The organism is Lysobacter sp. M15 (genome assembly GCF_022662515.1).
Taxonomy (GTDB): Bacteria; Pseudomonadota; Gammaproteobacteria; order Xanthomonadales; family Xanthomonadaceae; genus JAKPBU01.
In genome coordinates, this window is sequence record NZ_JAKPBV010000006.1 from 104,977 (window position 1) to 129,663 (window position 24,687).

17 protein-coding genes are annotated in these 24,687 nt (G+C 67.2%); 6 read left to right on the plus strand and 11 right to left on the minus strand.

Features of this window, described 5'->3' with window-relative positions; genetic code table 11:
• Positions 1-6: 6 nt before the first annotated feature.
• Both MC380_RS05695 and MC380_RS05700 read right to left on the minus strand, forming a co-directional pair.
• Positions 7-1,977 (minus strand): sialate O-acetylesterase, encoded by a 1,971-nt coding sequence (locus tag MC380_RS05695; RefSeq protein ID WP_242163695.1) that lies wholly within the window; start codon positions 1,975-1,977, stop codon positions 7-9.
• Positions 1,978-2,009: 32 nt separating this feature from the next.
• Complete coding sequence (locus MC380_RS05700) at positions 2,010-4,223, minus strand: alpha-glucuronidase family glycosyl hydrolase (protein ID WP_242163551.1); 2,214 nt, start codon at positions 4,221-4,223, stop codon at positions 2,010-2,012.
• A gap of 137 nt (positions 4,224-4,360) precedes the next feature.
• On the opposite strand from MC380_RS05700, the gene MC380_RS05705 reads away from it, so the two are divergent.
• Positions 4,361-5,542: a LacI family DNA-binding transcriptional regulator gene (locus MC380_RS05705; RefSeq protein ID WP_242163553.1), complete on the plus strand. Its 1,182-nt coding sequence runs from the start codon at positions 4,361-4,363 to the stop codon at positions 5,540-5,542.
• A 362-nt stretch (positions 5,543-5,904) separates the two neighbouring features.
• On the opposite strand, the gene xylA is transcribed toward MC380_RS05705, so the two are convergent.
• From xylA to MC380_RS05720, 3 genes are all read right to left on the minus strand, one after another.
• On the minus strand, positions 5,905-7,242 hold the full coding sequence (gene xylA / locus MC380_RS05710) for a xylose isomerase (protein WP_242102543.1): 1,338 nt from the start codon (positions 7,240-7,242) through the stop codon (positions 5,905-5,907).
• An 89-nt stretch (positions 7,243-7,331) separates the two neighbouring features.
• Positions 7,332-8,846: a xylulokinase gene (xylB, locus tag MC380_RS05715; protein WP_242163555.1), complete on the minus strand. Its 1,515-nt coding sequence runs from the start codon at positions 8,844-8,846 to the stop codon at positions 7,332-7,334.
• A gap of 429 nt (positions 8,847-9,275) precedes the next feature.
• Complete coding sequence (locus tag MC380_RS05720; protein ID WP_242163557.1) at positions 9,276-9,644, minus strand: hypothetical protein; 369 nt, start codon at positions 9,642-9,644, stop codon at positions 9,276-9,278.
• A 661-nt stretch (positions 9,645-10,305) separates the two neighbouring features.
• Between MC380_RS05720 and MC380_RS05725 the strand changes: the two genes are divergently transcribed.
• Positions 10,306-11,256: a DUF2268 domain-containing putative Zn-dependent protease gene (locus MC380_RS05725; protein ID WP_242163559.1), complete on the plus strand. Its 951-nt coding sequence runs from the start codon at positions 10,306-10,308 to the stop codon at positions 11,254-11,256.
• A 203-nt stretch (positions 11,257-11,459) separates the two neighbouring features.
• On the opposite strand, the gene MC380_RS05730 is transcribed toward MC380_RS05725, so the two are convergent.
• The 4 genes from MC380_RS05730 to MC380_RS05745 all read right to left on the minus strand — a co-directional run bounded on the left by MC380_RS05730 (position 11,460) and on the right by MC380_RS05745 (position 15,258).
• Complete coding sequence (locus MC380_RS05730; protein ID WP_242102539.1) at positions 11,460-11,993, minus strand: nuclear transport factor 2 family protein; 534 nt, start codon at positions 11,991-11,993, stop codon at positions 11,460-11,462.
• Between the two features lie 260 nt (positions 11,994-12,253).
• The gene (locus MC380_RS05735; protein ID WP_242102538.1) at positions 12,254-13,447 is read right to left on the minus strand and encodes a c-type cytochrome; all 1,194 of its coding nucleotides are present in this window, start codon (positions 13,445-13,447) and stop codon (positions 12,254-12,256) included.
• A gap of 323 nt (positions 13,448-13,770) precedes the next feature.
• Positions 13,771-14,634 (minus strand): nuclear transport factor 2 family protein, encoded by an 864-nt coding sequence (locus MC380_RS05740; RefSeq protein WP_242102537.1) that lies wholly within the window; start codon positions 14,632-14,634, stop codon positions 13,771-13,773.
• A gap of 21 nt (positions 14,635-14,655) precedes the next feature.
• Positions 14,656-15,258: a LysE family translocator gene (locus tag MC380_RS05745; protein WP_242163561.1), complete on the minus strand. Its 603-nt coding sequence runs from the start codon at positions 15,256-15,258 to the stop codon at positions 14,656-14,658.
• Positions 15,259-15,418: 160 nt separating this feature from the next.
• Between MC380_RS05745 and gcvA the strand changes: the two genes are divergently transcribed.
• From gcvA to MC380_RS05760, 3 genes are all read left to right on the plus strand, one after another.
• Positions 15,419-16,318: a transcriptional regulator GcvA gene (gcvA, locus tag MC380_RS05750; RefSeq protein WP_242163563.1), complete on the plus strand. Its 900-nt coding sequence runs from the start codon at positions 15,419-15,421 to the stop codon at positions 16,316-16,318.
• A 197-nt stretch (positions 16,319-16,515) separates the two neighbouring features.
• Positions 16,516-19,296, plus strand: a complete 2,781-nt coding sequence (locus MC380_RS05755) for an alpha-L-rhamnosidase (RefSeq protein ID WP_242163565.1) — start codon at positions 16,516-16,518, stop codon at positions 19,294-19,296.
• Positions 19,297-19,486: 190 nt separating this feature from the next.
• Entirely contained in the window at positions 19,487-19,981 is a 495-nt protein-coding gene (locus MC380_RS05760; protein ID WP_242163567.1) for a nuclear transport factor 2 family protein, read from the plus strand.
• Positions 19,982-20,037: 56 nt separating this feature from the next.
• Here the strand turns inward: MC380_RS05760 and MC380_RS05765 are convergent, their stop codons facing one another.
• On the minus strand, positions 20,038-20,688 hold the full coding sequence (locus MC380_RS05765; RefSeq protein ID WP_242102532.1) for a glutathione S-transferase family protein: 651 nt from the start codon (positions 20,686-20,688) through the stop codon (positions 20,038-20,040).
• A gap of 282 nt (positions 20,689-20,970) precedes the next feature.
• On the opposite strand from MC380_RS05765, the gene MC380_RS05770 reads away from it, so the two are divergent.
• Positions 20,971-22,344, plus strand: coding sequence for an amidohydrolase family protein (locus tag MC380_RS05770; RefSeq protein ID WP_242163568.1), 1,374 nt, complete (start codon positions 20,971-20,973; stop codon positions 22,342-22,344).
• Positions 22,345-22,475: 131 nt separating this feature from the next.
• On the opposite strand, the gene MC380_RS05775 is transcribed toward MC380_RS05770, so the two are convergent.
• Positions 22,476-24,548: a GxGYxYP domain-containing protein gene (locus MC380_RS05775; protein ID WP_242163570.1), complete on the minus strand. Its 2,073-nt coding sequence runs from the start codon at positions 24,546-24,548 to the stop codon at positions 22,476-22,478.
• Positions 24,549-24,687: the final 139 nt, after the last annotated feature.

Sequence of the window (24,687 nt, forward strand, 5' to 3'; positions counted from 1 at the left end):
AGCTGGTCACTGGATATGGATCTCGAAGGGGCCGGCCGGCATCCTGGCGCCGTCGAACAATGTGACGACCGGGCTGTCGGCCCAGCCGTAGCGCACGCGCGTGGGCTGCGCGACCGGCGCGCGCAGGAGCACCTCGTTGCCGCGGATTTCGGCATCGGCGTAGCGGCAGGAGCCGGCGTCCGAGCCGCAAAGCTCGAAGCCGATCGGAGCGTCGGCGCCGTAGGCGACCAGGCCGTTGGTGACATCACCAAACGCGACCACGACCGCGTCGCCCTTGCCCGCTTCGGCCAAGCGTCGCGCCGACAGGGGCACAGGCCCGGACGGCGGCAGCTTTTCGCCATAAACGACGTGTCGCGCCGCGCGCGCGAGCCTGCGCCCGAGTTCCTGCTTGTTCGGCGGATGCAGGTCGTAGCGGTCGCCGATGTCGATGGTGACTGCCAGCGCACTGCGCGCTTCCTCGGTGGCGACGTCGCGCTGCGCTGCGCGCAGTTCCGCCCATCCGCCCTCCACCGGCTTGGTCGGCGCATCGCCGTAGGCGGCCAGCTGCACGACCAGCAATGGCAGCCCGGCGCCGAAACGCGCGCGCCAGTCGCTGCGCAGGATGCGCAGCAGGTCGCGGTAGGCATCGGCCTCGAAGGTATTGGATTCGCCCTGGTACCAGAGCGCGCCGCGCAGGCCGTAGCGGCCGAGCGGCGCGATCATGTCGTTATGCAGCGTGGTCAGGCCCGCCACGGTCTGCCAGGGTGCGCGCGGCGCCTGGCTCGCGTCTTCCCTCACGATGCGGTATCTCCACGCGCCATCGAGCGGCACGCTCGACCCATCGCCGAACCGCAGCGCGCGTACCGAATGCGGACCGGTGAGGCCTCCCTCGCGATAGGTATCGAGCACGCTGACGGCGACGATGTTCCGCCCCTCGCGCAGCAGGCCGCGCGGCAAGGCGTACTCGCGCGCATCGCCGCCATAGGCGCTACCGACAGCGCGTCCGTTGACCCATGTGACGTCGATCTCGTCGGCCGCACCGATCGAAAGCCGTGCTTCCTGCGCCGCCTGCTGGGCGGTCAGCTCCACCGTGGTGCGGAACCAGAGCATGCCGTTGAAGTCGGCCAGCTCCGGGATGCCCCAGTGCTCCCACGCACCCAGTTCGCGCGGCGCATCGCCCCAGCCCTCATCGGCGCCGTACTCCGGATTCCACGGCTCTTCGCCGGGCGCGACCGTGGGGAGCCCCCGCCACCACCGCTGCCAGTGTTCGCCCCAGCGTCCCGCTGCGGTCGCCGGATCGGTTGCGTACTGGGCGAGTACTTCGAGCTCGGCATCGAACCCACCGGCGGCGCGCAGGGCATCCCCGCTGATCCAGGCCTGGATGCGCGAACCGCCCCAGGCCGCGTTGATGAGCCCCATCGGCACATCGACGGTCTTCTGCAGTTCGCGGGCGAAGTAGTAGCAGGTGGCTGAGAAATCGCGCACGGTCTCCGGCGTGAGCTTCATCCACTGCGTCGGCGTGGAGAAGGTTTCCTGCGGCAACGCGCTGCCGGCCTGTGGAACCGTGAGCAAGCGGATGGTTTCGCTGCCAGCACCGCTGATCTCGGAATGCGAGTCGAGCGCGCGGTGCACCTGCAGCTCCATGTTCGACTGGCCCGAGCACAGCCACACGTCGCCCACGAGCACATCGTCGATGCGTTGGACCTTGTCGCCTGCGGTCGCGGTCAGCGTATAGGGACCGCCGGCCTGTTGCGCAGGGATCTGCAGTTCCCAGTGCCCATCGTCGCCGGCGTGGGTACGCGCCTTGTGGCCGGCGAAGTCGACCTGTACTTCCTCCGCCGGCCTCGCACGACCCCAGATCCGGATCGGCTGGTCGCGCTGCAGCACGGCGTGGTCCTGGAACATCGCGTGCAGGAGCGCTGCGTCGCCTCCGGCAGCATGCGCGGGAAGCGCAAGGCACAGCGAAACCGCCAGCAGCGCACCCGCCGCGGAGCACATAGACAGTGCCTTCGAGAGCAAGGCCCTGGCCATCACCCATTCCCCGGAGCATATGGAAATGAGAGCGCTTCGTAGTACTCGAGCGGCTGCGCCGGCGGTGCGTATCCCGGCGGCAGCGGCAATCCATTGATGCGCTGGAAGTAGGCGATGCTGGCGTCGCGCCACCACTGCGCTTCCTTCTGCTGGATCGCGAGGAAGGCCGCGACCTGTGCATGGCGTTCGGCGTCGACATGGCCGCGCAGGCCGTTCCAGGTCGTGCGCATCTTCTTCACTTCGTTCACGCCGCGCGTGTAGCGGTGCACCAGTTCGTGCCAGAGCGGGCGCCCGGATCGGGTGCGGTAATCCCAGGGCAGATGGTGGAACCACAGCAGGAACTGCTCCGGTACTCGCTTCACATCGCCGAAGCTGTCCGCCAGTGGCGGCGCGTATTGCGCAACGGCATTGCTACCCGTTGCGCTGCGGTCGAACCCGATGCCGTTTCGGTCGGCGCGGTGGTAGTAGACCGAGGTCCAGTCGGCACGCGGTCCGCCGGCGACCCACGGGCCGGGGCCGTAATGATGGTCGCGGCCCATCAGGTGGTGCAGGCCAAGCGGTGTCATGTAATCGACCACCGCTTCGCGCGAACCCATCATCATGTCGACAACGGAGTCCACGAAGGGCTGGTCGTTCGAGAAGGTCATCCGGACCCAGTCCCGGGCGATCTCGCGCGAGGACTGCGATGGATCCCAGGCGAGCCGACCGTAGGCGTACCAGTTGGCCTGGTCGAAATGCGAGCCGCTCCAGTTGCGGTCGGTGCCGATGTTGGCGACACCGGCCATGCCCGTGACTTTGTGGCCGTGCAGCGACCCGTCGATCACCCGGGCCACGGTCGAGCCCTGGCCCTGCGCCATCGTGTCGGACTGGAGCGTCTCCTGGTACAGCGTGCCGAGGTAGGCCAGGTGGGTCGCGAAGCCGAGGTATTCCTTGGTGATCTGGAACTCCATCATCAGCGGCGTCTTCGGCATCGCGCCGAACAGCGGATGGAACGGCTCGCGCGGCTGGAAGTCGATGGCGCCGTTCTTCACCTGCACGATCACGTTGTCGCGGAACTTGCCGTCCAGCGGTACGAACTCGGTATAGGCCTGCTTGGCGCGGTCGTCGGGCTGTTCGCTGGAATAGACGAAAGCGCGCCACATCACCACGCCCCCGTGCGGAGCGAGCGCGTCGGCGAGCATGTTGGCGCCGTCGGCGTGGCTGCGACCATAGTCCTGCGGACCGGGCTGGCCTTCGGAGTTGGCCTTGACCAGGAACCCGCCGAAGTCCGGGATCGTCTTGCAGATCTCGCCCGCCTTGTCCTTCCACCACCGACGCACCGCCGGATCGAGCGGGTCGGCGGTCTTCATTCCGCCGATTTCCTTCGGCGCGGAGAAGCGCGCGCTGAGATAGACGCGGATGCCGTAAGGGCGCAACACGTTCGCCAGCGCGGCCGCCTTCGCCAGGTACATCGGCGTGAGGCTGAGCGCGTTGGAATTGACGTTGTTCAGCACCGTGCCGTTGATGCCGAGCGAGGCGTTGGCGCGCGCGTAATCGGTGTAGCGCGGATCCACCCAGTCGGGCAGCTTGTGCCAGTCCCAGATCGAGGCCCCGGCGTAGCCCCGTTCGACATGGCCGTCGAGATTGTCCCAGTGGTTGAGCACGCGCAGCTTGATCCGAGGGACTACGCGCACATCGATCCGATCGAGCGATTGCCGCGTCTGCAGCAGGCGCAGGAAGTGGAAGGCGCCGTACAGCGCGCCGAGATCATCGTTCGCCGCAATCACCGTCGCCCGATGTCCGTCGACGACGACGCTACGGATGAGATAACCATCGCCGCCGAGTTGGCCGGTGTCGAGCTCCAGCTTCCCGACCAGCGGCGACGAGGCCGGCGTGCCGACGATGAGCGCGCCATTGGATGTAACCACGTCCGACAGCGGCACGGCGGCACCGAGCAATCCCCTCAGGCCGCGCCGCAGCTCCGCGCGCGTAACGATCTGCGTTGGCGTCGTGGCAGCCGCGACCAGCTGCATGGCGGCACCGCGGTACTCGCCTGAGTGCGCGGATTCGACCGGCCGGTAACGCAGCCACAGCTCGTAGCCGTCCTCGGCGCGCAGCTGCTGCACGGGCAGGATCGAGGTCAGCACCAACGCGCCTGCAACCAGAACCCGGCTCAATGCGAAATTGCCGTAGCGGCGGCCGGGCGCGGCTTGCAGTGCGAGCGGTCCCTTCATCTGCCCTGCCCGTCCATCCTCATCGCGTCCGCCCGGCTCGCGGCTCGGCGCGCCATGTCGCCGGTCCAGCCGGTACCCGCTAACATGGCCAATACCGTCATGCCTTGCGTCGCGTCGCCTTTGCGTGCTGCCGGCTTATGCCTTGCCGGTTCTTGCCTTGCACGATCCGGCCGGCGCGGCGGCGATTTTCGATTGCGACTGCGGCCATCGCACACCTGGAGGGACGAGCTTTGGGGAACGTCAAGAAAGCAAAGTCCCGGAAATCGGTTCGTCGTAGGGGCCACGCGGTCACGATCGACGAAGTGGCGGCCCACGCCAACGTATCGCCGATGACTGTATCGCGTGTGGTCAACAACACCAGCAATGTGCGTGAGTCGACGCGCGAGCGGGTGATCCGCGCGGTCGAGGAACTGGGGTACACACCCAACCTCGCCGCCAGTTCGCTTGCCGCCGCCCAGGCCACCCGCATCGGCCTGATCTACACCAACCCCAGCGGCGCATACCTCAGCGAGCTGCTGGTGGGCGCGCTGCGAGGCACCGCGCGCACCGCGACCCAACTGGTGATCGAGGCCTGGGACGAGGCCGATGCCAAGTCCCAGCGCCACGCCGCGCGCATGCTCGCCAAGCGCGTCGCCGGCGTGATCCTGCCACCGCCGCTGTGCGAATCCAGGCCGGTGGTTTCCGAGCTGGTCGGCGCCGGCATTCCGGTAGTGGCGATCGCGTCGGGACGCTCCAGCGACGATATTTCCTGCGTACGCATCGACGACTTCCATGCAAGCAAGGAAATCACCGCGTACCTGGCCGCGCTGGGCCACACCCGCATCGGCTACATCAAGGGGCACCCCAACCAGACCGCGAGCGAACTGCGCTACCAGGGCTATGTGGCTGCATTGGGCGAGGCCGGCATCGACCTCGATGACTCCCTGGTCCAACAGGGTTACTACACCTACCGGTCCGGGCTGGAAGCCGCGGAAAAGCTGCTGGCCCGTCGCAAGGCGCCCACCGCGATCTTCGCCAGCAACGACGACATGGCCGCAGCCGTGGTTTCGGTGGCGCACCGTCGCGGGCTCGATGTTCCGCGCGACCTGTCGGTGGTCGGCTTCGACGATACGTCGGCCGCAACCAATGTCTGGCCGGAACTCACCACGATCCACCAGCCCGTCGCCTCGATGGCGGACCTGGCCGTCAACATCCTGCAGCGCAGTATTCGGGGCAAGGAACAACACACGCGCGTGGTGGTCGACCACGTCGTGGCGCACGTGCTGGTCAAGCGTGGTTCGGTGGCTGCGCGCACCTCGGGTACGAGGAGCGGAGCCTGACCGGGACGCAGCGGGCGGAATGCGCCTGTGGTCGGTGGCATGAAGCTGCGTGCCCAGCCCTCCACATGAGCACTGGCCAGTCCGATAACCGCGAGCAGCGGCGGAAACGATGAAGCGGATGTTCGCCACGCTGTTCGTAGAGGTGGCACTTCCAAGCATTGCGCTGCGCATGCCCGCTGCTTCCCTGGTAGTGGTCAAACCCCTGCATCCGCATGCCCCGCGGACGCCGCTCACCACGCGATCCACCGCTTCTTCCGCCGTTTACAGGAAGGGCTAGGAGGCTGAAGTGCGGGACAAGCCGCCTTCCACAACTTCCCGTCCATGCCTTCCCCGCGCTTGCGGGGAAGGGCTCACCTCGCAACTCAAACCTTCAGCAGATACTGGTTCAACAGGTTCTCGTAGCGCTCCTGCTTGCCGCTGATCTGCCTCGGCTCGGCATTCCTCACCGCCAGCGCGTGCAGCTCGGCCAGCGACAGCTTGCCGTCGGCGAAGTCCCTGCCGGCACCACCATCGAAGCTGGCGTACCGGTCCTTGCGCCACTGCTCCCAGGGAGATGCGGTCAGCAACCCGTGCGCAACTTCCAGTCCGCGCGCGAACGCATCCATTCCGCCGATGTGGGCGATGAACAGATCCTCCATGTCGGTCGATTCGCGCCGCGCCTTGGCGTCGAAGTTCAGGCCGCCGACCAGGCCGCCCTGGCGCAGCACCACCATCATCGCGCCGACGGTGTCGTACAGATCGGTCGGGAACTGGTCGGTGTCCCAGCCGTTCTGCGGGTTGCCGCGGTTGGCGTCGATGCTGCCGAGCAGGTCATGGTCGGAGGCGACCTGCAGGTCGTGTTCGAAGGTGTGGCCCGAGAGCGTGGCGTGGTTGGCTTCGATATTGAGCTTGAAGTCCTTGTCCAGGCCGTGCTCGCGCAGAAAGCCGGCGACGGTGGCGCTGTCGAAGTCGTATTGGTGCTTCATCGGCTCCATCGGCTTGGGTTCGATGAAGTAATACCCCTCGAAGCCGATGAGGCGGCCGTAGTCGCGGGCCATGGACAGGAAGCGCGCGAAATGGTCCAGCTCGCGCTTCATGTCGGTGTTGTGCAGGCAGGCGTAGCCTTCGCGGCCGCCCCAGAAGACGTAATGCTCACCGCCGAGCTCGACCGTGGCGTCGAGCGCGGCCTTGACCTGCACCGCCGCGCGGGCGACGACATTGAAATCGGGATTGGTCGCCGCGCCGTTCATGTAGCGCGGATGCGAAAACAGGTTGGCCGTGCCCCACAGCAGCTTCACCCCGGTGGCCTGCTGGCGCTCCTTGGCCTTGGCGACCATGTGCCTGAGGTTCTTCTCGTACTCGCCGATATCTTCGGCGTCCGGCGCCAGATCGACGTCGTGGAAGCAGTAATACGGCACGCCGAGCTTGGTGATGAACTCGAACGCGGCATCGACCTTGGCTTCGGCGGTGGCCATGGAAGAACCGGCTTCCCACGGGAACCTGCGGGTGCCCGGGCCGAACGGGTCGTGGCCGGCATTGGTGAACGTATGCCAGTAGCACACCGCGAACCGCAGGTGCTCGGCCATGGTCTTGTCGCCGATGCGCTTGTTCGCGTCATACACCTTGAACGCGAGCGGGTTGTCGGAATCGCGGCCCTCGAAGGGAATGCGGCCGATACCAGGGAAATACTCCCTGGCACCAATGAAGGGTTGTGTGCTCATGGCTGTGCTCGTTGGCGTGAGTTGAGTTCTGGAATCCGTAACCCCGGGGCATGAACCGGACCGCGCCGGGCGCGCTGCCCGGCGGGACATCAGGTCATGCCGGTCCCTGCTTGGCTGGCGTTGAGTTCCCTCGCCACATCCAGATGGCGCAGGAAGCGCGGGTAATGCATGCGGTAGGCCGCTACCGCGACAGGATCGGGATGCGCAGACAGCGCGGGGTCCACGCGCACGTGTTCGCGGGCGATGTCGGCGATGTCGGCGTCGCCGCCGCTGGCACGACCATGCGCCCACAGCGCCTGCAATGCGGCACCAAACGCGGCGCCTTCGGCCTGTTCCGGGACATCCACCTTCACTTCGAACACGTCGGCCACCATCTGCCGCCAGGCCGCGCTCTGGCTGCCGCCGCCGGTCAGGCGGATGGCATCGAAACGCAGGCCCGCGGCCTGCAGCGCATCGAAACCATTGCGCAGCGCGTAGGTCGCGCCTTCCATCGCCGCGCGGTACACGTTGCCGCGACTCAGATTGTTCAGGTCCATGCCGAACAGGCTGGCGCGCGCATTCGGCAGATCCGGGGTGCGCTCGCCGTTGAAGAACGGAAGCATCACCAGGCCATCGGCGCCGGGCGTGGTGCCATCCATCACCGCATCGCCGTCGCGCGTGCTGAAACCGAACGCCTTCGCCACGTTCTCGGTGGCGACCGTGCAGTTCATGGTGCAGATCAGCGGCAACCAGCCACCGGTGGACGAGCAGAACGCCGCCCATCCAGCCGCATCGTCCACCACCGGGTGGTCGGCGTAGGCGAACAACGTACCCGAGGTGCCCAGGCTCATGCTCAGCACGCCGGGCTCGACGTTGCCGGTGCCGATCGCCGCCATCATGTTGTCGCCGCCGCCCGCGCTCACGAGCACGCCGCGCGGCAGTCCGAGTTCATCTGCGATGTCCGGTGAGATGGCGAAGTTCGCATCGGCCGCGACCAGTGGCGGCAGCAGCGCCGACAGGTCGCGCTGCGCGTCGGTCGCGGCCAGCATCGGCTTCGACCACTGTCGCGTGCGCACGTCGAGCCAGCCGGTGCCGGACGCATCGCCATGCTCCATCCAGCGCTCGCCGGTCAGCCAGAAGTTGACGTAGTCGTGCGGCAGCAGGATCGATGCGAGCTGCGCATAGGTCTCGGGCCGATGCTTGCGTGTCCACGGCAGCTTCGATGCGGTGTAGCCGGCCAGGATCGGGTTGCCGGCCAGCTGCACGCTCTTCGCCGCGCCGCCGGCTGCGGCCATGATCTCGTCGCATTCCAGCTGCGTGCTGGTATCGCACCACAACTTGGCCGGGGCCAAGACTCCCCCGGCTTCGTCCAGGGGCACGAACCCATGCTGCTGCCCGGACACTCCGATCGCCACGACCTGCGCACGCTGCACGGGCTCAAGCCTGGCGAAACACGCGCGGATCGCATCGATCCACCACTCCGTGCGCTGCTCACGGCTGCCGTCGTCGTGGGCGATCAGCTCCAGCGCATGGCCATGGCTGGCGACGACCTTGCGCGCCTGCGCGTCATAGGCGATCAGCTTGACGCTCTGGGTGCCTACATCGAGTCCGAGGAACAGGCTCATGCAAGCCTCCCGGCTGGAGCCGGCAGATCGCTTCCTTCTCGCCGGAATGCCGGCACGACGGCAATTTGGGCCAAGTAGATGTTAGCGCTAACAGAACGCGGCCTAAAAAAAGGCGCTGTCCGGCCGGTTGTGGGGGAGGCGCCGTTGGCACGGCTGATCGGGAACATCGTTTGCGATCCGAATTACACGCAGAGGGCGAACTCTACCAGCGGATCCACCAGAGGCATGTTGCGGTGCAAAAAGGCTTGGCGGCGGGCCCGTTTTCGCGCTGCGGAGCGACGGACTGAGCGCCGTTTCGGCATGCAGACGCAGAGGTCGGGGCGGAGGCATCCACTGGAACGCGACTATGCGAGCGGCTGCCTCCATCCCAGCTCTGCAAGCCACACAGCCGAGCCCGGGCTGGACCGCCCAACCCGGGCAGCGCCCCTCCTATTTCGCCGGCTCCTTCAACTCCACGACCAGCACCTTCACCGCTTCCTTGCCGGTGTTCTCGGTGTCGTGGGTGACCGGCTCGCTCCACATGACTTCACCCGCTTCGGTACGCCGCTGCGTCTTGGTGCCGTCAGCGCCGGTCTGGGTCGCATCGGCCCCCGTGAGGAATACGACGAGGCTGTCGCCATGCGAATGCATGCCGGTCTTGCCGCCGGGCGCGATGTCCAGCTGGATCACCCGGACCTTGTCGTTGTCCAGGACGACCTTGGCCTGCTCGCCCGCCGTCACCGCCATGTCCTGCGCGAAAGATGACAGGGGGACGCCCAGGGTAACGACGCAGGCGGCCAGCATGATGGTTCGATTCATGGGATGTCTCCGGTTGTGGCGGCGCGACCGGCCGGGTGATCGCCACTGACGCGTGGGCATGAACGCGGACGCCCGGCCATGGCCCCGGCGCTGCCGGCTCCACGCTTCGCATCATCCGCACCCATTGACCGCGGCTGGCTCCTGCTGGGCTCGACTGGGAAGCTGTCCGGTGACTCGCACGATGCGCCGAGCCGCATCCGCTCGGTCGCAGACAACGCCGACAGGCGGCCAGGACGGACAGATGCCGGCACCTTCTGTCGGCACGGCGCGGGCGGCGGCCCGTCTGCTGGCGAACGTTCCCCCACCGCACGTCGTACCGCTGAGAAGATGGCACACGTGTGTCCGGCGCGAGTATGCGGAGTCCGGACTTGCGGGTCGTCCGGAACTGTCGCCGTTCTTCCTGGAGGATTTGCTTCCAGCGGTGGCATCCAGTCATCGATCGAACCCGACGTTCGCCGATGCGTTGAGCGGATGCTGGCGCTCCAGGCGGGCATTCGACTGGACACCTCGCCCGGGCAAGGCCCTGCACCGGCCGGATCGCGACATGACCAATGCCCCGGGTACGCTGCAATCACCCTCGCTACGCTGACTTGGCCGGGAGGTCGAATCGTTGTTGGATAGCGACAGACTCCGGTTCGTTCACCACACTGGGAATTGCTGCATGACACGTTCGAACCCAAAGCACATTCTGGCCGCGTTCCTGCTTGGCCTGCTGGCCTTCGCGGCCGCGTCGGCCAAGATCCGTGCCGCGGAAACCGAGGATGCCGGCGCAGCCACGCCGATGGTCGTGGTCGACGACGTCGCGCGCTTCTACCGCATCTACGACGACGCCAACGGGCATCCGACCGCCGAACAGTTGCAGCGCGATTATCTGGACGCCGGATCCGAGGGGCTCGGGCATCTCGCCAAGCTGCGCAGGGTCACCGGCGCACGCATCGCTGAAACCCTCGAAAGCAAGCCCGAAATGTACGTGGAAGCCAGGCGCTGCATGCGCGTGCTGCCGCAGGTGCGCGAGCGCCTGACGCTGGCCCTGGACCGTTTGCGCACGCTGTACCCGGAAGCGCGCATGCCACCGGTGACCATCGCCGTGGGCCGCGGCAAACCCGTGGGCATCGGCTATCCCGACACCGGCCTGCAGATCGGACTGGAAGCCCTGTGCGCGGTGAAGTGGATGAATCCCGACGTAGAGGACCGGTTCGTGCACGTGATCGCGCACGAGTACGCCCATGTGCAACTCGCAGCGGAAACCGCGGCGCTGGAGCAGCCGACCGTGCTCGAGCGTTCGCTGGCCGAGGGCGCCGCCGAGTTCATCGCCGAACTGATCTCCGGCGAGGTCGCGTATTCCCATTTCGGGCCGCTCACCCGCGGCCGCGAAAAACAGATTGAGACCGCGTTCGTCACCGACATGGACGACACCGACCTGTCGCGATGGCTCGACAACGCCACCGCGGAGACGCCCGGCGATCTCGGCTATTGGGTGGGCTATCGAATCGTGAAGGCCTACTACCGCAATGCGCCGGACAAGCGACGCGCGGTCGGCGAAATCCTGCGCATGGCCGATCCGAAGGCATTTTTCGCGGACAGCGGCTGGCAGCCTGGCATGTCGCTCTGAGGCGCAAGCGGGCGAGCTGCCAGGCACATCCAGGCTCGTGGTCGCCCACTCGTTCGCTCGAGCGACGACCCAGAGGGTATCCACGCGAGAATCCGCCCGAGAAGCGGCACGGACACAACTGACTGGCGGCGCCGGCCATCGATCGCTTTCCGCCCTTCCATCCGCAGCTTCAATGCAAGGGAACTCGGGGCCACTCGCGCGGCTCATTCCGCCAGCTGGTGGTCGTAGCTGATCACGCGCGCCAGCTTCCACGCATCGCCCTCACGCTTCCACAGGTCGATGAACTTTCCGGTTTCGGTGAGACGGTCCGGTTCGCCGGATCGCAACGCGAAGAAGCGGTGCGTGCCCATCTGCATCGCGCCGTAGTTGCCGATGACATGGACGGTCATGCTGCCCGGCACCAGCTCGCGGCGCGCGCGGAAATCGGTACCGGCCGCCTGCCGCGCGCACATGCCGGTGATGTCCTTGACGAACTGCGCACCGGATTGCGTGGTCAGCCCGTGCTTGTCGTGGAAGAACTCGAAGTCCTCCGCCACCAGCGTTTTCAAGAGCTCCGGCTTGCAGCCGAACACCGCATCGAACAACTGCCTGTCCTTCTCGGCCAGCGTCGCCACCAGCTCCGGAGATGCCGGCGCGGCGCCGGGCGTGAGATGGATCGGCGCTTCGCGCATTGGCGGCTCGGCGGCGGACGGGACGGCGGTGCAGGACAGCAAGGCAAGCAGGAGGAAGCGGCGCATGGCGAATCCCTGTTTCGGGGTTGGCCACTGTCAGTCAGCCCGGCTCCCGTCGCCAAGGGCTTTCCGACGAAGGCCGGTTGAGGGCGACGAACAGGGACTGTGCGAGCCGTGAAGGCATGCGGCGGGGAAGACATGCTTCCCGCAACTCATGCCTCCCGACGATTCAAGCCGACATGTTTTTGCCCGCTTTCCGATCCGCAAGAACGCCGCAGACTGTCCTTCGATCGCAACCCCGGTCTCCTCTGCGTCCAGAGGCCGGGTTACAGGGATTTCAGATATTCGACCAGGTCGCGCTGCTCATTCTCCGCCAGGCCCAGTTCGAGCTGGCGGTTGTAATGCGCGACCACGTCTGGAAGCGTGGCTGCGCTTCCGTCGTGGAAATAAGGCGGGTGCTGCCACAGTGCGCGCAAGGGCGTGGTCCGGTACGCCTTGTTCTTCGTGCGGGCGGCATAGGCGCCATCCATGCCGGTCTCCTCCGGCGCGTGCAGCTTGCCGCCGTTGTTGTCCGTCCCCGTCGCACCGACGTGGCATCCCATGCAGTTGCGGCCGAAGGCCGCGCGGCCACGGTTGGCGGCCATGCGGTCGAAACTGCCGGCCGGCGGCGCGGGCGCCGCCAGACTGTGCTGGTAGGCGCGCAACGCGGGCAGCTTGTCCGTGACCAGGTCCGGGTCGTGGTCGATGTGGATGTTCAGCGCATCGTCGTGGAAATCACCCTGCCCGCCCATCTGGGTCACGGCAACGTAGGCATTCCAGTACGAGATCGGGCCTTCCGCGGTATAGGTCTCGTTGCGGATGTGCGCCAGGCCGTAGGCGGGCGGCAGCACCAGCGGCGTGTTCTTGCCATCGATGTTGTAGCGCGGGTCGTACTTGCCCGGTCCCCAACTGGTATAGACCGCCTTCTTGTCGGCGGGCAGGTTCGGCGACAGCGCGATGATCGCGCCCACGTCGAGATCCCGGTTCGGCCAGCCGTCCAGGCGCCGGCCGATGCCCGCCTGCACCGAGTCGTCGACGGTCGAATGGCACAGGGCGCAGGTCACACCCAGCCGGGTGATGTGATTGTCCGCATCGACCGTGGCCCTTAACCCGACGACGGCGTTCAACTTGAGCAGCGCGACGGTGGTCGCCGGGCTCTTGAGGTCCACGGATTCCAGTATCCCCGGCGGTAGCGCATCGGCATCGACCTTCAAGCCGACCTTGAGCGCAGTGGTGGGATCGACGCTGGTCTCGACGACCGTATGCAGCGCCAGCTTGTCGGTCCATAGCTGTTCGTCGCCGAAGGTTTCGAAACGGAAGATCTGCTTGCCCTGCGCGACCAGCGCAGGGGAAGACGATGGCGCAGGCGTTGCGGTGGGAGAATCACCGGCAGCGTTCGCGCCGCAACCGCCGGTCAGTGCAGCCGCCAACGCGGCCATCAGGATCCGGGGCGACCCCGGCTCATGGACGGGACGGTTCATCGCAGGCCTCCTCGCGGGTGCCCTGAACCCTGCGGAGCATTCGCCCCCTGAAGTGAAAAGGGTGCGATGCCAATTGTTGGGATTTAGTAACAAAAATGAGGGGCCTGACAGCCCTTTTTGGCGGCCGCATCGGATCGATTGGGTGCAGCAAAAAGCTGGTCGACGCAGGGGCAACGCAGCGGCTTTCCCAGCTTGCGGAGCAGGTTGACGCGAACCCCTCTCTTCGTCCCGGGTGGATGACGCCACCCACCATGAATGTCCGTCACTCACGGCGCCCGGGCGGCATCACGCGCGAGTGACGATCGACCGGCGCCGGCCCCAGATCACTCGCCCGACTGTTTCGCATTCAACGCCGAACGCGAAGACGGGCGCGCCTGCTGGGCCAGGTACCAGTCGTCGACGATCCGGCCGCCCTGCACACGGTAGAGCGACAGACCCTCGCTGACCGAACCATCCTGCTGCGTGGCGCGGTCGTGACTGACCACCCATTCGCCCAAGGCGAAGCCGTCGAGCGCTTCGATCCGCGCCGGTCGCTCGGTGAACATGGTGCGGAACACGCGCTCGCGGCTGGCGGCATCGGTGATGCTCTTCGACGGGCCGCCGCCCAGCGTGTCGGGCGCAGCGCGAAAATGGAAGTTGCGCGCGTCCGGGGCGAACAGGGAGAGAAACGTCTCGACATCGTTGCGGTCCGCCGCCCCGTTGAAACGATCGATCACCGCCTGCGCGGCATCGGACCCGGCGGGTTCGCTGTCGAACCGCGCGATATGCCAGATCCTGTCGATCTGGCCATCGCGGACGCGGAACCCGGTGATCATGGGGCGGATCGTCGATTCGCCGGGCAGCTGGAACTCGACGCGGGCCAACACCAGGTCACCCAGCGACACCATGTCCACGACTTCGTGGCGCCCCTGCGGCCCTTGCTTGAAGGCTTCGCTGAAGTAGCGCTGGACCTGCTCGCGCGTGCCGATCCGCTCCGACAGCGGCCCGACCAGGGTGTGCGGCTCGGTGGAGGGGCTGTAGATGCGCAACGACGGCGAGAGCACCGCCATCAACGCATCCAGATCGGCGTTATTGAGCGCGGCGGAATCCTTGAGCACGACCGTCTCTTCGGCATTGGTCGCGGTGGTTTCGGTGGCGAGCGCGTGCGGCGCCGCCAGCATGGCGATGAACAGGATCAGGATTCGCATGATGTACTCCGGTTTGGGTGGTTAGCGGCTGACGATCGCGCCCGCCGCCACGGTCATGAGCAGTGCGCTGCCCCGGCCGACGCGACGCAAGGCAACGGGGGAATGGAGGTGGCGGCGGAGGCGCTCGGCCGCCAGCACGTACGCGGCAAGCACGCCGGCAACCACGCAGATCGCGAGTGCGCCCAGCAGCAACGCATCGCGCAAGTACAGGTCGTCGAGGCTGACGATGCCGGGCAGCAGCGCGACGTAGAACAGCATCGTCTTCGGGTTGCCCAGGGCGATGGCCAGACCCGCGAACGGCAGGCGCGCGTCGTCGCGATCGCCCGCAGCGGTTGCGACGGCCGGCGCATGCCAGAGCTTCCATGCCAACCACAGCAGGTAGGCGACGCCTGCGTAGCGGATCGCCACGAACAGGCCCTGATGGCGGTCCGCCAGTGCGGCCACTCCAAGAATGGCGCACGACAGCCAGAACAGTTCCCCCAGCACCAGCCCGGCGCACAGCCGGACCGCGCCACCGAGGCCACTCGTGAGCACCCGGGCCACCGCGGCGGCCGTGCTCGGCCCAGGCATGGCGACCGCCGCCGCCAATGCCATTGCGAAGAGCAGGCCGGAGCCGGCGTTCATCGCAGGCCGCCTTGCCCTAGCAGGGCTACTGGCACATAGTCGTCCGCAAGCTGGGTGTGGTGGACGCGTCCGGGGCTAAATCGCTGCATCACAGCGATCCTAGGGTCCGCGCCGCGACGTACACAACGAGAAATCCATCTCTCATAAATAAGGTGCCCTTATGTCAAAAGTGCTGCCTCCCCTGCCCGCGATCCGTGCCTTCGAGGCCGCGGCCCGACTGGGCAGCTTCACCCGGGCCGCGGACGAGCTGCACATGACCCAGGCGGCGGTGAGCTACCAGATCAAGCAGCTGGAACGGCGCCTGGGCCTGGGTCTGTTCCATCGCCAGCCGCGGCAGGTGGTGCTCACGCCGGCCGGGCACCGGCTGGCGCCCGCGGTGCTCGATGCGTTCAAGCAATTGCGCACGGCGTTCGCGCAGGCGATCGAACGCGTGGAAACCGAGCTGGCGATCACCGCGCTGCCGACGATCGCGTCGGCGTGGCTGGTCCCGCGCCTGGGCGCGTTCCAGCTGACGCATCCCAGGCTCGCGGTGCGGCTGGACACCACAGTGGAACTGGTCGACCTGAACCGGGGCGAGTTCGATGTCGGGATCCGCATCGGCGCCGGCGAGTGGCCCGGCCTGGATGCGGACTTCCTGCTGCCCAGCCTGTTCACCCCGCTGTGCAGTCCGGCGCTGCGCGAACGCCTGCGCACGCCGGCGGACATGTTGGCGCTACCGCGTTTCGGCCGCGAGCGCTGGTGGCGCGCCTGGTTCGCCGCCGCGGGGCTGGCGGACGCCGAACTCACCACAAAACCCGGCGTCGAGCTGGACGTCGAGCAGCACGCGGTGACCGCCGCGATCGCCGGGCACGGCGTGGCGCTCAGCTCGCCGCTGTTCTTCGAGCAGGACATCGCGGCCGGCCGCCTGCTGCAGCCGTTCGAACTGGTCGTGCGCGACCAGCGCGATTACTGGCTGACCTATCCGACCACGCTGCGCACCAGCGAAAAAATCCGCGCCTTCCGCGCCTGGCTGCTCGCGCAAGCCGCTGCGTGCTGCCAAGAACGACAAGACGCGCGCTGAGCACGCGTTCACCTGGCCCCGTTTTGTCCGGGTCGAGGTATGCGCGTTGCGCGGTATGCAATCCTGTGCACAGCCACCGAGATGCGAGATGGCATGCATGCGGTTGCGCTGAGCCGAGACGCAATCGATTGACGGGCAACGAGGGAGACATCGTGCATAGACGCATCCCAAGGGCGGAGCCATGCATCGCCAATACCGTGGCCGCATGTGCCCCCAGTCCGGCGCAGCGCATCACACCTGGCCTGCGCGTGTTGATCGCATGCCTCGCGCTCGTCATCGCCGTTTTCCCGGCCACTGCGGCGCGTCAGGCATCGCTCGCCCTGCGCGCGCTCGCGGTCGAGAGGAGGGCCGAGCCACTCGGCATCGACGTGGCGCGGCCGCGCTTCTCGTGGGTCATCGACTCGGATACGCGCGACGTGCGCCAGGCGTCCTACCGGCTGGTCGTGAGCGGGCCCGATGGAATGCAGTGGGACTCGGGTGCGGTGGCGGGAGATGCTTCCATCGAAGTCGAGTACGCCGGGCCTGCGCTCGCACCGGGCACGCGTTATACGTGGACGGTCGAAGTGCGGACCAATGCCGGCGTGGCCCGCGCTTCCTCGTGGTTCCGTACCGGCCTGTTCGACGACGGCGACTGGGGCGAAGCACGCTGGATTGGCAACCGGCGTCCGCCCGCCACGGATGCGCGTCCCCCGGCGGCGCCACCAATGCCTGCGCCGCTGGTCCGCCGCGCGTTCGAGATCGACGGCGACATCGCCGCGGCCACGCTGTACTACGCGGCCGGGGGATACGCCGACTTCCGGGTCAACGGCCGACCCGTGAACCAGGATCTGCTCTCACCCGGATTCACCGACTACGACGACACGGTCCAGTACGTCGCGGTCGACCTGACGGCGCGGCTCGCCCAGGGGCGCAATGCGATCGCCGCGGAACTCGGCCGCGGGTTCTACGGCATGACCGGCGCGAACGTGTGGCGGTGGCACCAGGCGCCCTGGCACGACGAACCGGTGGTGCGCGCGCTGTTGCGGATCGAGTACGCCGACGGCCGCATCCAGGATGTCGTGACCGACGACACCTGGCGCATCCACGACGGTCCCACCCGGTTCGACGATCTGTATGCCGGCGAAACCTACGATGCCGCCCACGTGCAACCCGGTTACGACACGGCGGACTTCGACGACGCAGGCTGGGCCGCGGCCAGCGTGGGCCGCGGGCCCCGCGGCGAGCTCATCGCCCAGCGCCAGCCGCCTATCCGGATCGCGGAGGAGCTGCCCGCCACGTCGATCGCCGAACCGGTGCCCGGGACTTATGTGATCGGCTTCCCTAGCGTCGTCGCAGGCAACGTGCGCGTCGTCGCCGAAGGCCCAGCGGGCACGACGATCCGGTTCCAGTACGGCGAGAAGCTGCTCGCCTCGGGCCTGGTCGACGTGTCCAACAACGGTGGATTCGGATCCGGATTCCAGACCGACCGGTTCGTGCTCGCGGGCACCGGCGCGCCGGAGCGCTGGAACGCGCGCTTCTCGTACAAGGGGTTCCAGTACATCCAGGTCGGCGGCTGGCCCGGCGGCGCGCCGCCGCTGTCGGCGTTCACAGCGCTTGTCGTGCATACCGCCGCCGCGCGCACCGGGTCGTTCACCAGCGCCGAGCCGGTGATGAACGCCACGCACGAAGCGGTGGTGCGCACGCTGTACAACAACCTGCACGGCATTCCCACCGATACGCCGATGTTCGAGAAGAACGGCTGGACCGGCGATGCGGCTCTGGGCGCCGAGATGTTCCTGATGAATCTCGACACCGGTGAGCTGTTTGCGAAATGGATGCGCGATGTCCACGACAGTCGTCGCGCGGACGGAGCGCCGATGGTGATCGCGCCCAGTTCTGCGGACTGGGGCGACTGGGGCACCGCGCCGCCCTGGCACTCGGCCTACGTGCTCATTCCCTGGTGGCTCTACCAGTACCAGGGCGACCGGCGGGTGCTCGATACGCACTACGACGGCATGAAGGCCTATGTCGACCTGGAGTATGCGCGCTCTCCGGGTGGCATCGCCGACTCACGCCTGGGCGACTGGGTCAGCCCCGAGGCGAGCCCCGCGGGCGGAAATGCGCCCGAGGACACCCGCGTTTCGGCAACCGCTTTTCTATACCGGATGTTGCGGACGATGGAACGCATCGCCGAAGTGCGCGGCCGTTCCGCCGATGCCGCCGGTTTCGCGGCACGGGCGCGGGCGGTGCAAGCCGCTTTCAATGCCGAGTTCCTCGATCCCGAAACCGGCCACTACCGCGGCATCGGCGATCGCGGCTACCGCCAGACGCACAACGTACTGGCGCTCGCGTTCGAGCTGGCGCCGGACGCGGCGGCCGCCCAGCGGGTCGCCGACGGCATCGCCGCCGACGTGCGTGCCAAGGGCACCCATCTCAATACCGGCGCCCTCGGCACCAAGTACCTGCTGCCGGTCCTCACCCGATACGGCCATGCCGACCTTGCCTACGCGCTCGCGGTGCAGACCAGCTACCCGAGCTGGGGTTACAAGCTCGCCAACGGCGCCACCACCATGTGGGAACACTGGGCGCGCGAGGCGCGCTCGCGCGGGCACTACTTCCTGGGCACGATCGACGACTGGTTCTACCACGACGTCGCCGGCATCCGGCCGGACGAGCGCGCGGGCTGGCGCAGGATCTCGATCGCGCCGCGGCTCACCGGCCAGCTGGCATCGGCGCGCGCCTCGCTGTCCACGCCCTACGGCGCGGTGTCGTGCAGCTGGCAGCGCACGGCCAGGGGACTGCAGCTGGTAGCGCAGGTGCCGGTGGGAACGACGGCGACCGTTCGGATTCCGGCCGCCAGCGCCGCGGTGGTACGCGAGTCCGGCGTTCCGCTCGACGCCGCCAACGGCGTGCATTCGGCCACGATGGATGGCGATGCCGTGGCGATCGACGTCGGATCGGGACGCTACGTCTTCACCGCCGGCGCGCGGGACGACTGATACGGAAATGCGTCGCCCGCATCCACGCCGGGTGTGGCCTCAGTAGCGGATTCCCTCCTGTGGTTACCCGGAAGTGCGTTCTTGAACGCGATACGGGTTTCCCCTACTCAGTCCATGAGTCGTTCGTGCCGGAGTCTGTGCCGGCCGGACACGACGAATGTCTCGCGGACCGATTTGGAGGAAAACCATCATGCCGAACAGAGGCGGATATGCGATCGGCCTGCTGCGCCTGGTTTTATTGGCGCTGGCTGCGACGGTATTGGCGGTGCCCACCGCGACGTTTGCCTCACAGGCATCGCACAACGGCGCCGCCGGAATGCCGCCGGAACTTGCCGAAGCCGTAAGCGCATATCGACAGGCGACGATGCGAAGCGACATCGCGGCACTTTCGGATCTCGTCGCCGGCGACTACATCCTCGTCAACTCGGATTCCTCGCTGCAGGCCAAACAATCGTATCTCGACGACTTCAGGCTGCCCGGATTCAGGATCGACCGATACGTCGTGGAGGAGTCTGCGCAAGCGGTGTGGGGCGATACCGCCCTGGTCCGCGGCCTGCTGCACCTGGCATGGACACAGGATGGTGCGCAGCACCGTCGCGTGCTGCGGATCGCGCATGTCTGGACCAGGCGCGAAGGCCGTTGGCAGATCGCGTACACCCAATTGACGCGCGTGCCGGAACCGTAGCGCCTGCAGGCTGATGGCTAACCCAGCCGCGCGTCGCTTACCCGGGCGACGCTGCCTCAGGCCCGGCCCTGCGTCTCGAATACCGCCAGTTGCGCGGCGAACGCACGCTGGTAGGCGGGCCGCGCTTCGCCTCGGGCGACATAGGCGGAGAGGTTCGGATATTCGTCCAGGATTCCCGAGCTCTTCGACCTGAGCAGCACCGACACCATCATCAGATCGCCGGCGCTGAAGGCGCCATCGAGCCAGTCGGCATCGCCCAGGCGGCGGGACAGTTCGCCCAACCGCTTGCGCAAGCGACCCTCGACAGCCGGCAGGCGCTGCGCGTACCAGGTCTCATCGCGCTCCAGCAGTCCAATCATCGAACGCTCGACGATCGGCGGCTCCACCGTGTTGAGCGCGGCGAACATCCATGAGATCGCGCGCGCCCGGGCATTCGCATCGTCCGGCAGCAGGCCCGCATGGCGCTCGGCGAGATGCAATACGATCGCCCCGGACTCGAACAGGACGAGATCGTCCTCTTCATAGGTCGGGATCTGCCCGAAAGGATGCAGCGCCAGATGCGCGGGCTGCTTCATCTCCTCGAACGAAACAAGACGCACGTCGTACGGCTGGCCTACTTCTTCGAGCGCCCAGCGCACGCGCATGTCGCGCGCCAGACCCTTGCCGCGATCGGGCGACGTTGCAAAGGCGGTGATAGTGGGGGTCATTGCAAGGCTCCAGGTGATTGCATGACGCCATCGGGCGTCGGGTGATTGGTTGCCAGGGCTTTGCGCATCGCGGCCCCTCCTTCGGCTGATCTGTCGTGCGAGCCCGGGTGGTGCGCCAGGGCGCACCCCTATGGTCATCGTTCGATCCGACCTCGTTTGCTGGCATGGGAACGACGAGCTGGGTTCGCGGAAAACGACATTCCCGAGCACATTATTTCTGGCTGTTGAGCGTAGGGCGGGCTCAAGCCCGCCTTAAGCGGATTCGCTGGCCCGGCGGCCAGGGTGGTGCGACAGGGCGTACCCCATGCAGATCTCCCGTTGGTGGCAACGCAGGTGCCGATTTGCAATCATGCCGCCGACGCGGTCATCCGGAACTCTCCCATGCTCGCAATCCGGCACGCGGCGCATCTCGCCGTTCTCGCCTCGCTGGTCGCATCTACGCCCGGGCTCGCGAGCGACGCCAACGCCACCTGGGCGTTGAAGGCAACCAGGCTCTACGTCGCAGCGGATGCCAGACCCATCGAGAACGGCGCGGTGTTCGTGCGCGACGGCAAGATCGCCGCAGTGGGCGCTGGCGAGATCGCGATTCCGGGCGGAACGCCCGTCTCGGAATGCAGCGGCGGCATCGTCACTGCCGGCTTTCAGAACAGCCACGTGCATTTCATCGGCGAGGCGTTCACCAATGCGCGCGACAAGTCCGGAGCGTCGCTGAAGGACGCGCTGACCTCGATGCTCACCCGTTACGGCTATACCACCGTCGTCGATACCGCTGCATTCGATCGCGACAACTCGCTCGCGTTGCGCGCGCGGATCGAAAGCGGCGAAGTGCCCGGGCCGAGAATACTGACCGTCGGGCTGCCCGTGTTTCCGCCACAGGGGATCCCCATCTACTTGTCGCACGTCCCGAAGGAAGTGCGCGATCGCCTGCCTCAGCCGGTAACCGCTCAGGCAGCGGTCCAGGTAGTCCGCGACAACGTCGCCGCCGGCGCCGATGCAACCAAACTCTTCGTTGCGCCGCCCACCGACGAGCGTGGCACCATCAAGCGCATGCCCGTAGCCATCGCGCGTGCGGCCGCCGATGAGACCCATCGCCACGATCAGCTGGTGATCGCGCATCCGACCGACATCGAGGGTGTGCGCACCGCCATCGCCGCCGGCGTCGATATCCTGGCGCATACGACGCTGGGCGCCGAGACACCGTGGCCGGACGAGGTCCTGCGCCAGTTCGTCGATGCGGACATGGCGATGATTCCGACGCTGAAGCTGCTCGGCTACGAGTTGAAAAAGCAGCAGGTGCCCGACGATGTCGCCAGGGGCCTGATCAAGATGACGATCGACCATTTTCGCGCGTTCGTCGCCGCCGGCGGGCGCGTGATCTTCGGCACCGACGTCGGCTACATGACCGATTACGACCCCGCGCAGGAATACGCACTGATGGCGGACGCCGGCCTGTCGCCGATGCAGATTCTCGCCTCGCTCACGACGGAGCCAGCGAAGACGTGGCGCGAGAGCGATCGACGCGGCACGCTTGCGATGGGCATGGACGCCGACATCGTCGTGCTCGACGCGGATCCGGCAGACGATCCGCGCAACTTCGCCAGGGTGCGGTGCGCGTTTCGCCAGGGACACATGATTTACAGGGCCACGGCCGACTGAGCCGAGCGACTCGCGTTCGCGTGCGGATGCGCTCGCCGCACCCCGGGCCGCAGGCCGCGCCCCGGTGGTTCGCAGCACCAGCGTCAGGGCGCCGGATGCGTTTCGCTTACCGGGCTGCGCCGACGAAGCCGCTAGCGCGGCTGCGGGTTCGGCGCGCGCCTGAGCAGATCGAAGAAGGTGTCCGCCAGCACGATCCGGTAGCGATCGTCTTCGGCCACCAGCGCGGCCAGCTCGACGATGTCGTGCGGGTTCCAGTTCCAGGCATTGATGCCGGCCGCGATGAAGAACGGTGATTCGCCATTCCACTCGCCGACGTGCGCGTCGAGCGCCTGCTTGTATTCGGCCGCATTGCCCGGCTTGCTGTAGTTGCCGATCACCGGCAGCTCGCCGGCGCCCAGGATCCCGCCCGTCTCCCAGGACTGGATGATGCCGCGCAGGCTGGTGCGCGTGCGGTAGGTCTCCAGGACCGCGCCGTCGAGTGGAACCCAGCCGTTGTCGCTGTCGTTGCGATTGTTGTAGGCGTACACCAGATCCAGGCCGGTGCGGCGCAGATAGCGCTCGGTGACATCGGCGTAGTCGGCGAAGCTCGCACCGGGCCAGGATCCGCCGTAGGTATAGCCGGCGCCAGACGGCCCGCAGATCAGCAGGTCGTTGGCGGTCGCGGTCTTCTGGAAATAGCGGTAGATCGCGGGCCCGGCGTCTGCAAGCACCGGGCTGATCGTCCAATTGGTCGGGACCCTGCCCCGATCGGGGTGGTCCCACAGCTCGCGCAAATGGCGCTGGCAGAACTGCAGGTTGTCGCCTTCGCCGAAGGTCAGGGTCAGATAGATCCTGTTCTCCACCGGCGCCTGCCGCAATCGCCTCGGCCGGGTCGAGATGTCCGCATGCACGCCGCCATGCACGGTGCCGTTCATGTAGAAATCCGCGGCGAACACTTCGACCCGATGCGCCGCCGCCAGATCGACGCCGCCCCATTCCCCTGCCACGTCGTTGGAGAACCAGCCCAGGTACGGCGTGGTGCTCGCCGTGCGGTCGAAGATCTCGGCCAGCAGCTCGCCGGGCTCGCCGTTGGGGTCGAGCCACACCACCATCGCCCTGGTTGCCACGACGTAGTCGCGGAAGTACGCGACCGGCTCGCGCCGTGACGGCGCGGTGTCGGTCGCGGTCACCAGGTACTGGTTCCAGATGTCGACCGTCACGGTGAAGGATGTCGTTCCCGCCGGCGGCTGGAGCCGGTAGACGAAATAGTTGCCGCCATCGGCGAACCGGTTCTGGTCGCCGCCGATCGCGGAATTACCGGAAAACAGGAACGGTTCCTCGTCGGCGGTGCCGGGAATGAACTCGGCGATCACCGCGCCATCGGCGGTTGCGACCAGGCCGCCGACTGAGGCGCCCCAGCCATCGAACGTGAATGCATCGGCAAAGCGCAGGTACACCGCTTCGCCGCCCAGTTCCTGGCTGAGGTCGAAGGTCAGGAACGCGCGGTTGGAGGAATCCCGGATTTCCTGCGTCTCGCGCGCGACTTCGCGCCAGCTGACGCCTTCGACGTCGACCACGCGGGTTGGCGGCAACCCGGCGAGCAGCCGGTGTTCGCAACGCGGCCACAGGTGCTCGAGTTGCCAGCGGTAGATCTGCACCTTGTCCTGGCCGGCGAAGCGCGCGCGCAGGTCCTCGATGATCGGGAACCCGTACCGCGCCGCCTGCTCCGCGGTGGCGACTACCGCGTTCTCGAGCCCGGCCAGGGTGGTCGCGATGTTGATCGAATCCGGCACCTCGGGGTCGTACACGATCGCGCCCGCGGCGCGATCGCGATACGCGGCGATCAACGACAACGCGTCGGCGTGCAGGGTTACCTGGTCCTGGTCGAAGCCGGCGAGCCAGCGTTCGTCTGGCGTGTCCGCGCCGCGGTCGTAGACGAAATACAGCGCGGGCTTGCGCCGGTTCACCAGGCCCTGCAGGGTGGTGAGCAGGAGTTGATCCTCGCCCGGCAGGCTCGCAACGCTCGCCGCATGCAGATGTACCGGCTCGGCGAACGTCGGCAGCAGCCGGCCGGTCGTCCACCGTATGCCCGAGTCCGACGCGGTTGCGGTGGGTGCGGCCAACGCCTGCGGGCTCGGCCCAAACAAGCCGCTCCTCACCGCGCCGGTTGCCGTGCCGGCGACGATCAGTCCATTGGTGGCGAGGAACTGCCTGCGTGTGATCATGCGCTGTCTCCGGGGGTAGACAGCGACCGAGTATAGGAATCGCAAACACCCGCTTCCGTGACACGAGTGGCAGTCGCAGCGCACCGATGGCACATGGCATCAGCGCACCGGTAACGGTTGCCGCTGACATATTTTCGTT